General features: G+C 64.5%; 13 protein-coding genes and 1 other RNA gene. 13 read left to right on the top strand and 1 reads right to left on the bottom strand.

The features are described 5' to 3' along the window. Positions 1 to 38: 38 nt before the first annotated feature. From ACESNG_RS22235 to ACESNG_RS22210, 6 genes are all read left to right on the top strand, one after another. A complete protein-coding gene (locus tag ACESNG_RS22235; RefSeq protein ID WP_373061318.1) occupies positions 39 to 830 on the top strand; it encodes an MBL fold metallo-hydrolase in 792 nt (263 codons plus the stop codon). A gap of 50 nt (positions 831 to 880) precedes the next feature. After that, positions 881 to 2269: a glucose-6-phosphate isomerase gene (locus ACESNG_RS22230; protein WP_373061320.1), complete on the top strand. Its 1389-nt coding sequence runs from the start codon at positions 881 to 883 to the stop codon at positions 2267 to 2269. Positions 2270 to 2413: 144 nt separating this feature from the next. Further along, the gene (locus tag ACESNG_RS22225; RefSeq protein WP_373070911.1) at positions 2414 to 3832 is read left to right on the top strand and encodes a class II fructose-bisphosphate aldolase; all 1419 of its coding nucleotides are present in this window, start codon (positions 2414 to 2416) and stop codon (positions 3830 to 3832) included. A 46-nt stretch (positions 3833 to 3878) separates the two neighbouring features. Then, positions 3879 to 4400: a YtxH domain-containing protein gene (locus ACESNG_RS22220; protein WP_373070909.1), complete on the top strand. Its 522-nt coding sequence runs from the start codon at positions 3879 to 3881 to the stop codon at positions 4398 to 4400. Next, positions 4327 to 5340: a YihY/virulence factor BrkB family protein gene (locus tag ACESNG_RS22215; RefSeq protein ID WP_373061326.1), complete on the top strand. Its 1014-nt coding sequence runs from the start codon at positions 4327 to 4329 to the stop codon at positions 5338 to 5340. Before ACESNG_RS22220 ends, ACESNG_RS22215 begins: the two co-directional genes overlap by 74 nt. Positions 5341 to 5366: 26 nt before the next feature. Continuing rightward, on the top strand, positions 5367 to 6413 hold the full coding sequence (locus ACESNG_RS22210) for a low specificity L-threonine aldolase (RefSeq protein WP_373061328.1): 1047 nt from the start codon (positions 5367 to 5369) through the stop codon (positions 6411 to 6413). 71 nt (positions 6414 to 6484) lie between these two features. Here the strand turns inward: ACESNG_RS22210 and ffs are convergent. Next, positions 6485 to 6581: signal recognition particle sRNA small type (ffs, locus tag ACESNG_RS22205), an RNA gene on the bottom strand. A gap of 100 nt (positions 6582 to 6681) precedes the next feature. Between ffs and dnaX the strand changes: the two genes are divergently transcribed. The 7 genes from dnaX (at position 6682) to ACESNG_RS22170 (ending at position 11704) form a co-directional block, all read left to right on the top strand. Continuing rightward, positions 6682 to 8517 carry a DNA polymerase III subunit gamma/tau gene (dnaX, locus tag ACESNG_RS22200; protein WP_373061330.1) on the top strand — a complete coding sequence of 612 codons (1836 nt, stop codon included), beginning with the start codon at positions 6682 to 6684 and terminating at the stop codon, positions 8515 to 8517. Between the two features lie 17 nt (positions 8518 to 8534). Beyond that, complete coding sequence (locus ACESNG_RS22195; RefSeq protein ID WP_373061332.1) at positions 8535 to 8849, top strand: YbaB/EbfC family nucleoid-associated protein; 315 nt, start codon at positions 8535 to 8537, stop codon at positions 8847 to 8849. A gap of 10 nt (positions 8850 to 8859) precedes the next feature. Then, a complete protein-coding gene (gene recR, locus ACESNG_RS22190; RefSeq protein ID WP_373061334.1) occupies positions 8860 to 9450 on the top strand; it encodes a recombination mediator RecR in 591 nt (196 codons plus the stop codon). After that, on the top strand, positions 9450 to 9740 hold the full coding sequence (locus ACESNG_RS22185; protein WP_373070907.1) for a hypothetical protein: 291 nt from the start codon (positions 9450 to 9452) through the stop codon (positions 9738 to 9740). The genes recR and ACESNG_RS22185 overlap by 1 nt, the downstream gene beginning before the upstream one ends. A 63-nt stretch (positions 9741 to 9803) precedes the next feature. Then, the gene (locus ACESNG_RS22180; RefSeq protein ID WP_373061336.1) at positions 9804 to 10292 is read left to right on the top strand and encodes a roadblock/LC7 domain-containing protein; all 489 of its coding nucleotides are present in this window, start codon (positions 9804 to 9806) and stop codon (positions 10290 to 10292) included. Between the two features lie 13 nt (positions 10293 to 10305). After that, the gene (locus tag ACESNG_RS22175; protein WP_373061338.1) at positions 10306 to 10983 is read left to right on the top strand and encodes an ATP/GTP-binding protein; all 678 of its coding nucleotides are present in this window, start codon (positions 10306 to 10308) and stop codon (positions 10981 to 10983) included. Between the two features lie 46 nt (positions 10984 to 11029). Then, a complete protein-coding gene (locus ACESNG_RS22170; RefSeq protein WP_373070905.1) occupies positions 11030 to 11704 on the top strand; it encodes a CDP-alcohol phosphatidyltransferase family protein in 675 nt (224 codons plus the stop codon). Positions 11705 to 12172: the final 468 nt, after the last annotated feature.

Here is a 12172-nt window from a genome sequence, read left to right as displayed (position 1 = left end):
ACCGGCGTCTCGCACGGGTGCGGTCGCTGATCACCTCCGTGACCACATCCGTGCGCCTCAGGTTTCTCGGAACCGGCACGAGTTTCGGCGTGCCACAGATCGGTTGCGGCTGTGCGGTGTGCCGATCCACCGATCCGCGTGACAAGCGCACGCGGTGCGGCGCCGTCATCGAAACGGGCGGCGGCACCCGCCTGCTGATCGATACGCCTCCCGAGCTGCGACTGCAGCTTGTGGCAGCGGGAATCGACGACATCGATGCCGTGCTCTACACGCATGAACACGCCGATCACATCCACGGCATCGACGACCTGCGCGCCTTCACGATCCGTCGCGCCACGCCGCTGCCGCTGTACGGTGAAGCCGCCACGCTCGACACGTTGCGTGCGCGCTTCCCGTACATCATGGACGAGCAGTTTCGTCCGTTGCCCGGCACGACGCGGCCCGAAGGTACGCTGACGCTGATCCAGCCCGGCGTACCCTTCAACGTGAACGGCACCGATGTGCTGCCGATCGCGGTACCGCATGGGCGGTCGTCGGTCGTCGGCTATCGCGTCGGTGACATCGCCTACATCACCGACGCGAAGCTGCTTCCCGACACGGCGCGTGCCGCGCTGGTCGGTGTTCGTGTCCTGGTGCTCAATGCGTTACTCCGTCAGCCGCATCCTACTCACCTGTCCGTCGCCGAGGCGGTGGCGGTGGCTCAGGAGATCGGTGCCGAACGCACGTTCCTCACACATCTCACACATGACACGTCGCATGCCGCCCTCGCTGCCGAGTTGCCAGCGGGTATTGCGCCGGCGTACGATGGGTTGGTAGTGAGCCTCGCGTAGCTGCATTCGTTCCGTAATTCGACCTCACGCGTTGCCGGGAGTGTGTTGCCATGGCGTTGTCGCTCGATTTCACCAACATGATGGGTGCGGCACTACCGCACGGTGCCGGTATTACCGCTGCGCAGCTCGCCGATGCCGCCGGTACTTTCGCCGAGGTGCACGCTCGCGTGCACGGCATGCAACAGGAGCTCGGTTTCCTCACGTTGCCGGTGAACGATGCGCTGCGCGACGCCACACTCGCCGTGGCCGATCAGGCGCGCGGTCGCTTCGACGATGTGTTGCTGCTGGGTATTGGTGGCTCAGCCTTAGGCCCGATCGCCCTGCGTACCGCACTGCGGCCGCCTTCCTGGAACGCGCTCAGCGCTGACGCGCGCGGGGGCGCCCCCCGCCTGCACGTGCTCGACAACGTCGATCCGGCCACCATCGCCGCTACACTCGCGCGGCTCGAGCTGTCCCGCACCCTCGTGCTGGTGGTGTCGAAGTCCGGCGGCACCGTGGAGACAATGGCGCAGTATCTCATCGTGCGCGAGGCGCTGGCGCGCGCCGTGGGAGAAGACGCGGCTCGCGAGCACTTGATCTTCATCACCGATCCTGAAGTCGGCGCGCTGCGCAAGATCGCGCGGGCCGAAGGCATCACGAGCCTCGACGTGCCGCCCAACGTCGGTGGTCGTTTCTCGGTGCTCTCGCCCGTTGGCATGCTGCCCGCCGCGCTGATCGGCATCGACGTGAAAGCACTGCTGGCTGGTGCGGCCGATGTCATGACGCGCGCCGCGAGTGCCGATCTCTCCACCAACTTGCCTGGCACTTTTGCGGTGCTGCAGCACACGGCCGACAGTTGTCACGGGCGTTCGGTGCAAGTCCTCATGCCGTATGCCGACCCCCTGCGCGATCTCGCCCTCTGGTTCGTGCAACTCTGGGCCGAGTCGCTCGGGAAGCTGCGCAGCGATGGCACGCCCGTGGGACCGACGCCGCTGCCGGCCGTCGGCGCGACCGATCAGCATTCGCAGGTGCAGCTGTTCATGGAGGGGCCCCTCGACAAGACCGTCACCTTCATCACGGTGAAGGGGCGCGAGCAGGAAGGGGCCATCCCTGCGCGCCACGCTGACATCCCGGAGCTGAGCTATCTCGCGGGGCACACCCTCGGCGAGCTGATCGACATCGAGCAGCGCGCCACCGCCGGCGCCCTCGCGGCGCGCGGCCGGTTCAACGCGACCCTGGCCATCGATACCGTCGATGCCTTTCACGTGGGCGCGCTCATGCAGACCTTCGCGCTGGCCACCGCCTACGCCGGCGTGCTGTACGATGTGAATGCCTTCAATCAGCCGGGGGTGGAACTTGGCAAGAACTTTGCTTACGCGATGCTCGGACGGGCCGGCAGCGAGCAGGCGCGCGCGGAATGGGACGCCCTTCCCAAGCCGGACCCGCGTTTCATGGTTTGACTTGAAAGGGAATTCCGTACTTGCCGCACCTGACTTCAGAGTAGAAACTTTCACCCGTACTCGAGGCGGGTTCCGGTAAACCCGGGTCACCGCTCATTCACTTTGACCCGCTCCGGCTCGCGCCGGGCAGGATTCCCGACACGAATGTCCGATACCACGAAGCCCACGACGTCCTTGTTTGGCGGTGCCGTTACGGTGGAAGACGGACGCATTCAGCTGCATGACGCCGCCGTCCTGACCTCCGCGCACATGGATGCGCTGGTGCATCAGGCGGTCTTCGGCAACGAAGGCGAGCGCACCTTCGCCCGCTGGCTCGTTTGGGAGCTGGGTCAGACGGTCGGTGTTCGTGCCGCGTCGATTCACGAGTTGTATGTCGCCCGCGGCCAAAGTAAGTGCAGTGGATTCACGGTGCCCGCGATGAACATCCGCGCGCTCACGTACGACACGACCCGCGCCATCTTCCGCACGGCCATTACGCTGCAGGCGGGCGCGTTCATTCTCGAAATTGCCCGCTCCGAGATCGCCTACACCGAACAGCGCCCCGACGAGTACGTGTCGGTGATTCTCGCGGCCGCGCTGCGGGAAGGATATCGCGGACCGGTGTTCATCCAAGGTGATCACTTCCAGGTCAACCACAAGAAGTTCGCCGTCGATCCCCTCACGGAAGTGAACGCGGTGAAGGCGCTGGTCACGGAAGCCGTCGCCGCCGGCTTCTACAACATCGACGTCGATACCTCAACGCTGGTCGATTTGTCCAAGGAAACGCTGGCCAAACAGCAGCGCCTCAATTACGAAGTCTGCGTGGATATTGCGCGCTTCGTGCGCGCGGCCGAGCCGGCCGGCGTTACTATCTCCATCGGCGGCGAGATCGGTGAGGTCGGTACCGAGAACAGCACGCCGGACGAGCTGGAAGCGTTCATGGATGGATTCAACGCCACGCTCGAGGCACAGGCGCCCGGAACGGCTGGGCTTTCCAAGATCTCGGTACAGTCGGGTACGTCGCACGGCGGCATCGTGCTCGCCGACGGTTCCATTGCCGATGTGGCCCTTGATTTCGACACGCTCGAGAAGCTCTCGAAGATCGGGCGTGATCGCTATGGCATGGCTGGTGCAGTACAGCACGGTGCATCCACGTTGCCCGATGCCGCGTTCAGCAACTTCCCGCGGCTCGAGACGGCGGAAATCCATCTCGCGACGAACTTCCAGACCATGATGTTCGATCACATTCCGCCCGCCCTGCGCGCCGATATGTACGCGTGGTTGGACGCCAATGCGAAGGATGAACGGAAGGCGACCGACAGCGACGGACAGTTCTACTACAAGGCGCGCAAGAAGGCGATCGGACCGTTCAAGAAGCAGCTGTGGGCATTACCCGCCGATGTACGTGGCACGCTCGGCGCGGCGTACGACAAGAAGTTCACATTCCTGTTCGAACAGCTGGGCATCGCCGGAACCCGTGCGATCGTCGAGCAGTTCGTCACGATACCTGAGCAGCATCGCCCGTTTCCGACGGGAGCCAGCACCATTGTGGCCGCCCCGGACGACGCGGATCTTTCGGACTGAGTTGTCAGTATGTAGTGGCAACTCATCACTGCTTGCGAGGTGTGATATGGCCCGGTACGACGAGTACGACGATGACCGCGTGGTGGTGATCGACCGTGACAATGGGACTAGTGGGATCGGGACCTTCTTGCTCGGTCTCGCGATCGGGGCAGGGGCTGCGTTGCTGTTCGCGCCGGCCAGTGGTGCTGAAACCCGGCAGCGTCTTCAGGACGAGGCGCGGAAAGCCGGGCGTAAAATGAAGGACATGACCGATGAGTTCGGCGAGAAAGTTGCCGACTCTGTCCAGAAGACGCGCTTTCAGTTCGACGAGCAGGTGGGACGTGCCCGCGATGCCGTGAGCTCACGTGTGCAGGCTGTGGGCGATGCCGTATCCGCCGGTCGCGATGCGGCTACACAGGCGCGCGCCGACCTCGAGCGTGCAGTGGCGGACAGCAAGCGTGCGTATGCCGACAGTCGTCGCGCCTATCGCGAACACGGCCGGCGTCACGGACCCGATGACACCAGCGCGCCTGACGATATGGTCGCAAGCTCCGGGGAGGAGTCCACTGGCGCTTCGAGCGAAGGCTGAAAGCTGGTGGGACATTGTCCGACGCGTCTGGAATCAGGGCGCTGAGGACAATGTGCTATTCCTGGCGGGCGGGCTGGCCTTCAATGTCCTGCTCGCCCTTCTGCCGTTCGTGCTATTGCTGATCTCCGGGCTCTCGTTCCTGCTTGGCAGCGAAACGACGGAGGCGGCGAATACCGTCACCGCCCTTGTCGATCGATTGTTGCCAAGTGGTGTCAACTCGGCCGGCGAACTCTTGCGCGGCATCGTAGCCGACGTGCTCGAGACACGCGGCGCCGTCACGGCGTATTCGGCGATCGGGTTCGCCTGGTTCTCTACGCGTCTTTTTGGATCACTGCGCAGCGTCCTCGCGCTGATCTTCGACGGCACTGATCGCGGCATCGTCGCCGGCAAGGTCTTCGACTTCTTCGCGACGATCATCGCCACCCTCGCTATCGTGGTCTACGTGGTGATCTCGACCTACGTGGATCTCGCCACCACGCGCGGCCTGGCGCTGCTGCAGGAAACGGGACTGCGCACCGAATCGATGGGGGGCGTGGGATACCTGCTTGGCCGACTGATGGCGCTCACCGTCGTCTTCGTGCTCTTCTACGCGATGTATCGCGGACTACCGCGGCGCAGGCCAGGCATCCGCACGGCGGCGATCGGCGCGCTCACGGCATCGATCCTCTTTGAAATCGCGCGGCATCTCTTCGGGATCTTCGTCGCGCGCTTCGATCCGAGTTCGCTGTATACGGGCACCATTGCCGCCATCGTCGCGATCGTCTTCTGGACATATTACGGCGCGCTGCTCTTTCTGATCGGTGGCGAAGTCGCGCAGGCGTTCGATCTGCGACGGAGCGAGCTGGCGGCCCTGCGAGAGGCCGAGGAATCGCTTCGCGCCGCCGCCGCTTCGCCGACACGCGCGAAGCCGAACAAACGACTACCAACCAAACGTCCGTGACCGATTTCGCCGTTCTGTCAGTTGCTATGCCGTCCGTCGTTCCACCGCTGCTCGATGTACGCAGTGACACGGTGACCAGGCCGACCGTCGCGATGCGTCGCGCGATGGCGGATGCCGAGGTCGGCGATGATGTACTCGACGGCGACCCGACCACGCGCCGACTGGAAGCGGTGGTGGCCGAGCGGCTCGGCAAAGAGCGCGCGCTGTTCTTCCCCAGCGGCTCCATGGCCAATCAGGCGGCGATCTGGGTGCAGAGCAGCCCGGGCACCGAGATTCTGCTCGACGCTGATGCGCACATTATTCACTGGGAGATCGCGGCGACCGCTGCCCTGTGCGGGGTGCAAGTGCGTCCGATCCGCGGCGCCACATCGGTGTTTCGCGCCCCCGATCTGCTGGCCGGTATTCGTGCCCTGTCGATACACGCCGTCGAGCCGTCGATGGTGTGCCTCGAAAACACGCACAACGGTGCCGGCGGCGCCGTCACACCGCTCCACGAGCTCCGCGAGCTCGCCACTGTCGCGCGCGGCGTGAGCTTGCCCGTGCACCTCGATGGCGCCCGCCTCTGGAACGCCGCCGTCGCTACCGGCACGTCACTGGCCGATTTCGCCGGGTGCGCCGATACCGTCATGGTGTCGTTCTCCAAGGGACTTGGCGCACCGGTCGGCGCCTGCCTCGTGGGGCCGGCCGATGTGATCACGCGGGCGCATCGTGCCCGCAAGCGTTTCGGGGGCGGTATGCGTCAGAGCGGCATACTGGCGGCCGGCGCGCTGTACGGTGTCGAACACCACTTCGACCGGCTCGCGGAAGATCACGAAGCGGCGATGTATCTCGCCCATCTGGTAGACGGTGTCGGTGGGGCGAAGGTCGTCATGCCCGACACCAACATCGTGATGATCGACCTGCCCAGGCCGTGCGCTGATGACGTGGTCGCGCGCGCTGCTGCTCTCGGGGTGCGACTCTCGAAATGGCACAGCAGCCGGGTGCGCGCGGTGGCCCACCTAAATGCGCCGATCGAGTTGATCGCGCAGCACGGACCGAAAATCGCGCAGGCCCTCTCCGACGCGTTGGTGTAACTGCAACCTCCCGTGCACAAAAAAGCGCACGGGAGGTCCGCTCTCTCTCGAGCAAATCCTCCCGTGCGCAGTGCTCCGGGCCTGACGAAGCGACGCCAGACTCCACGTGCCGCTGCTACCTTCGGGGTCCTGACGGATTTGGCGGGCTGTCGCCCTCCGGGACCCGGAGCAATGGAAGGTTAACCAGCGTCGTCGCGAAGTGGTACTGACGACCGTGAGAAGTGCTCCGTCCTCGGCCACCCGCTTCTCCGACGTGTAGATTTCAGGTATGTCGCTCGCCCTCGCCCGCAAATACCGCCCCCGGAACTTCGCGACCGTAGCGGTGCAGTCCCATGTCGCGAATACGCTCAAAGGCGCTATCGCCAGCGGGCGTGTCGCACACGGATATCTGCTCTGTGGCCCACGTGGAACCGGCAAGACGACGCTGGCCCGCGTGCTCGCCATGGCCCTCAACTGTGAGGAGCTGGCCGACGCCCGCCGCGCGAGCGGCACCGCCTCCGCCACCGCTTTCAGCAAGGCGATGGCCGCAGCCGGCGAACCCTGTGGGCGATGCACCAGCTGTCAGCGCATCTGGAGTGGGAGCGCCTCACTCGACGTGGTCGAGATCGATGCGGCGTCGAATGGCGGTGTGGCCGATGCGCGCGAGCTCCGCGAACGTGCCATGTATGCCCCCTCCGGTGATGATCGCTACAAGGTGTACATCATCGACGAAGCGCACATGCTGTCGCGTGACGCCTGGAATGCGCTGCTCAAGGTGCTCGAGGAGCCGCCCCCGCGCGTGGTGTTCGTGTTTGCCACGACCGAGGCGCAGAAGGTATTGCCCACGGTTATTTCGCGTCTCCAACGGTTCGACCTCAAGCGTATCGGCCCTGCGGAAATCCGTGAGCGGCTCGCCTCCGTGCTTACTGAAGAAGGGATCCATTTCGAGCCCGATGCGCTGGGGATGATTGCCGGCGCGGCCGACGGTGGCCTGCGCGATGCATTGTCGCTCACGGACCAGGTGCTCTCGCTCGGGGAAACCGCCGAGGTCACCTCAGAGCGTGTGCGCACGGCGTTGGGGCTCGTGCCCGAAGAGGAGTATCTGTCTCTTCTCGACATCATCGCGCAGCGTCGTGCTGTCGACGTGTTCGGCGCCGTGCAGCGTCAGGCCGACGGCGGCGTCGATCTGATACTGTTGCTGGCTGGCATCGGTCGCATGTTACGGGCGCAGCTCACGATCGCCCTCGGCGGCGTGCCGCCTGAGTTGTCGGAGCGCATGCGTGTCGCGCTCAACGAGCGCAAGGGACAGCTGTCCGCCGGCGACCTGTTGCGGATGCTGCACGCGCTGCTGGAGATCGAGCCGATGTATCGCCGCAGTGGGCAGCCGCAGCTGCTGCTCGAGACGCTGCTCGTGCGCTTTGCGCTGCTCGATCGGACGGTGGAACTCGAAGAGGTAATCAAGGGCTTCGGGGCCGGTGGTCAGGATGATCCACCGCCGCGTCGTGTCGCGCACGAGCCGCGCGTGGCGTCGGCCCATGCGATTCCCCCGTCACCTCCTCCCGCAGTCGCGTACGCGGTAGCGCCGGCGCCGAGTGTGATGGCGCCGCCGCGCTCGGCTACGCAGCAAGTGGCGGAAGCCGCCGCCGCCGCGCAGCTGGCGGAGCAAGGTCCGGCGTCGCGTGCCGCCGCGGCCGCGCCGAGAGTGGGACCGCCGCCCTCGGTGGAACAGCTCAAGGCCCGGTGGGGCAGTGTGAGTGACGCGATCAAGAGCGCTGGCCGCGGTATGCTGGCGCAGGCCGTCGCGCGGCTGGTGCCGGCGTCCGTCTCGGCCCACGGCAGCGTGGCGCTGAGCTACGATCCGGCCGACGACACCTTCGCCCGGGCCGCCGATGGCGCACGCCCCGATATTCTCGCGGCACTGCAGGTGTGCTTTGACGGCGTGACCGGGGTAACAGTGGTGTCCTCGGTGAATGCCGGCACGCAGGCGCAGTCGCGGGCGCCGCGCGATACGACGAAGCGCCTCACGGCGCACGACGTGCAGCAGCAGCGCACCGAACAGCTGTCGTCGAAGGACCCGTTGCTCGAAGCCGCCGTGCGCGCGCTCGACCTCGAATTACTCGACTAACGACTCAAGGAACAGTCATGGATTTGTTCAAGATGATGGGCCAGTTCAAGGACATGCAGTCGCGCATGCAGACCATGCAGGACGAGATGTCGCAGCGTACGTTCTCGGCGCTGGCCGGGGGCGGGATGGTCGCCGCCGACGTGGACGGCAAGATGCAGCTCAAGCGCATCAAGCTCGATCCGACCATCGTCAACGGCAACGACATCGAGATGCTCGAGGATCTCATCGTAGTCGCGGTGGCCGAAGCGCAGAAGAAGGCGGCCGAAGCGATGCAGATGGAGCTCAGCAAAGTCACCGGCGGCATCGACCTGCCTTTCAAGCTTCCGTTTTGATCGTACCCCGTTGAGCGTCATCGACGAACTCACGAGCGAGTTGGCGCGTCTGCCCGGTATCGGCCGGAAAACCGCCCTGCGGCTCACTTATCATCTGCTACGGCAGCCGCACGCGCAGAGCCGACGGCTGGCCGAGGCGCTCGTGCAGCTGATCGAGCGGGTGCGTACCTGCGACCGGTGTCACAACCTCACCGAGTCGCCGCTATGCGCGCTCTGCGCCGATCCGCGGCGCGACCCGGCCATCGTCTGTGTGGTCGAGGAAGCGTCCGACATTGCCTCGATCGAGCGTGCCGGAGAGTTTCGCGGACGCTACCACGTGCTGGGTGGGCGGCTATCGCCTCTGGATGGCGTCGGACCTGACGATCTGGCCATCGACGACCTCCTTGTCCGGATCGAGCCCGAAGGGGTCAAGGAGGTCATTCTGGCCACCAATCCGTCGCTCGAAGGGGAAGCCACCGCGCTCTACGTCCAGCGGCAGTTGTTGCCGCGTGGGGTCCGCATTACCCGGATCGCCCGCGGCCTGCCCGTGGGCGGCGACCTCGAATATGCCGATGGCGTGACGATCGCGCAGGCGTTGTCCGCCCGCAGGGAGATGCTCTGATGCGAAAGAGAGGAACTGGTTGGACCGTCGTGGGCATGCTTGCCACCGGACTCGTGGCCGGTCTGACTGTAGGGCTGGTCGGCTGGAGCGCGCACCAGCAGCGGCATCGTCGATCTCTCTTCGCTCCAGACGCCACGAGTCGCTTGGCCGCGCTCGGTTACCTTCGGGCGCATCCAAGCGTTGATAGTGCGCGGCTCCTTCGCGACTATCTCCAGTGGGAGCCGCTTCCGTTGCTGCGTCGCAAGGCCCGAGGGGTTCTGCGCCGCACGGAACAGCTGTTACGTTCGTAATGGACCGGCATGCCAGGCACGTGACGCTGGCGCGCGGCACCTGATCCCTTCCACCCACCGTTCATGTCCCTTGGCGCTGCCACCTGGTCGTTCACCGAGGACGACTTCGGGGCCATCACCATTACGCTGCAGCGGTTCCTCTACGACGCAAAGGCGCGTTGCGCTCTGCTCGTAGACCGGAGTGGACAGTTGGTCGCCACAGTAGGCGAGCCACCGAACTTCGACGCGACCGCGTTCGCCACGCTCACCGCGGCCGACTTCAGCGCCAACGATCAGCTGGCGCGCCTCATCGGCGAGACCGACTTCAGCGTCTTGTTTCATCAGGGCGAGAAGGAGTCCATGTACCTAGCCGACATCGCCCGACGCGTCATTCTGGTCGTGCTCTTCGACAACCGTACCACGCTCGGCCTCGTGAGACTGCGCATGAAGTCGGCCGTCGACGAGCTCACGAAGACGTTCGAAGGGGTCTTCTCCCGCGGTGGGTCCGCGTCCACGCCGCCCCCAGGGTTCCTGGCTGGCGCCGAGGATGAGATCGATCGGCTTTTCCAGTAAGGGGCCGTAATCGATGTCGATGATCAACTACGCGTCCCGTGAGATCAACTGTAAGATCGTGTTCTACGGTCCGGGGCTCGGCGGCAAGACGACCAATCTCGAATACGTGTATGGCAAGGTCTCTCCGAACACCCGAGGAAAGCTCATCTCGCTGGCCACGGAAACAGAACGCACCCTGTTTTTCGACTTCCTGCCGGTCGACCTGGGCACGATTCGCGGCTTCCGCACGCGATTTCATCTGTACACTGTGCCCGGTCAGGTCTACTACAATGCCAGCCGCAAGCTCATCTTGAAGGGTGTGGATGGGGTGGTGTTCGTGGCCGACGCGCAGGTGGAGCGCGCCGAGGCCAACCTCGAGTCCATGCAGAACCTGTATGACAACATGGCGGCGTATGGGTATGATCTCACACGCATGCCGTTCGTCATTCAGTACAACAAGCGCGACTTGCCCAACGCGGCGCCCCTCGCGGAGCTGCAGTCCATGCTCAATCCCGGCTGGGAAGTGACCGACCCCACGCGTATGCGCGCAGTGGCGGATCCCTTCAAACCGGGCGAGCTTTTGGTGAGCCAGTTGCCCACCGGTGAGTGGGTGGAGCGCGTTCCGACCTTTGAAGCTGTGGCCGTCACCGGCGACGGCGTATTCGACACCTTGAAAGCCGTTTCCAAGCTCGTGCTCAAAACGCTCGCATAATCGCGGCCGTGGCGCGCACCCGACCTCCCGCCTCTTTATACACCCTGTGAACCTTCCGAACGCAATCACGATGGGCCGCATCGCCCTGACGCCGCTGATTGCGTGGTTGCCGTTCACCACGTCGTCGACCGCGCGTTTTATCGCGTTCATGCTGTTCGTGATTGCCGCCGTCACCGATTACTGGGACGGCCACCTCGCGCGGTCGCGCAACCTCGTCACCGACCTCGGCCGCGTGCTCGACCCGCTGGCCGACAAGCTATTGCTGGTGGCGACGTTGATTCCGATGTACTGGCTGCAGAAGCACTACACGCTGCTGGTGCCCGAAGGCACCATGCCGGAGCCCACACCGCTGCTGTTTCAGACCCCCTTCGGCGCCGTGTCGCTGCCGCTGTGGATCGTACTGGTGGTACTCGGTCGCGAGGCCTTCATGACCGTGTTCCGGCAGGTCGCCGCGCGTCGCGGCTTGGTCATCGCCGCCATCGGCCCGGCCAAGTGGAAGACCACCTTTCAGAGTATCTGGCTGGGCGCTGCGTATTTCTGGTTCTTCGCCGCCACGCTGGCTGGTCGCGAGGGGTGGGAAGCGGACAGCGCGTGGAGGGTCTTCGCGTACTTCATCGGATTCGTGGGCGTCACAAGCATGATCGGCGCGGTGGTGTTGACGGTTTGGAGTTTGTGGCTGTATTTGCGGCGCTATGGGAGGCAGGTGGCGCGTTTGGCGTGAGGGGGGGTGGGCTAGTCTTTTCCGTCCGCGTAACAGCGCCAAAGGGTCTAGCGAGCTGAGCCATACGTTCGATGTGACAGCGCCACACATAGTGTCACGCGGACACCACAGAAGATGGCTGGCCGGTCTTGCGAATTGTTTCTTTCCACATGCCACGAAATCGCGGGCAATTGTGATGTTTGTGACTGTGGCTCCTCTTGATATACGCGGCGCAGGAAACTGAAGTATCGCTTGAGTGCGCAACTCTTCAGTATTGGAATATTTTTTGCTGAGTTTTAATCAGCAAGTCCGTGGGTGCTCGCATTCGGGCGCCCGGTTTTCCCTCTCGCCGAGAACCATACACAATGATTCGCCGTATCGTCGTTGCAGCCATGTTCCTCGTACCAGCACTTGCATCCGCGCAGACGAACGTCTTTTCAATCACCGATGCGGTTCCGGGTTGGGGGCCAATCAATCGGTTTGGAGGGG

Source organism: Gemmatimonas sp., assembly GCF_041689975.1.
Classification (GTDB): Bacteria; Gemmatimonadota; Gemmatimonadetes; order Gemmatimonadales; family Gemmatimonadaceae; genus Gemmatimonas.
Note: the sequence above shows the minus strand (reverse complement) of the source record. Positions and strands in the feature narration are given on the sequence as shown.

Excerpts from the sequence above, each read along its gene's own strand:
- ACESNG_RS22220 (WP_373070909.1), top strand. The coding sequence starts at position 3,879 with ATGGCCCGGTACGACGAGTACGACGATGACCGCGTGGTGGTGATCGAC.
- ACESNG_RS22180 (WP_373061336.1), top strand. The coding sequence starts at position 9,804 with ATGTCCCTTGGCGCTGCCACCTGGTCGTTCACCGAGGACGACTTCGGG.
- ACESNG_RS22230 (WP_373061320.1), top strand. The coding sequence starts at position 881 with ATGGCGTTGTCGCTCGATTTCACCAACATGATGGGTGCGGCACTACCG.
- ACESNG_RS22195 (WP_373061332.1), top strand. The coding sequence starts at position 8,535 with ATGGATTTGTTCAAGATGATGGGCCAGTTCAAGGACATGCAGTCGCGC.
- ACESNG_RS22215 (WP_373061326.1), top strand. The coding sequence starts at position 4,327 with ATGACACCAGCGCGCCTGACGATATGGTCGCAAGCTCCGGGGAGGAGT.
- ACESNG_RS22185 (WP_373070907.1), top strand. The coding sequence starts at position 9,450 with ATGCGAAAGAGAGGAACTGGTTGGACCGTCGTGGGCATGCTTGCCACC.
- ACESNG_RS22175 (WP_373061338.1), top strand. The coding sequence starts at position 10,306 with ATGTCGATGATCAACTACGCGTCCCGTGAGATCAACTGTAAGATCGTG.
- ACESNG_RS22225 (WP_373070911.1), top strand. The coding sequence starts at position 2,414 with ATGTCCGATACCACGAAGCCCACGACGTCCTTGTTTGGCGGTGCCGTT.
- dnaX (WP_373061330.1), top strand. The coding sequence starts at position 6,682 with ATGTCGCTCGCCCTCGCCCGCAAATACCGCCCCCGGAACTTCGCGACC.
- ACESNG_RS22210 (WP_373061328.1), top strand. The coding sequence starts at position 5,367 with ATGCCGTCCGTCGTTCCACCGCTGCTCGATGTACGCAGTGACACGGTG.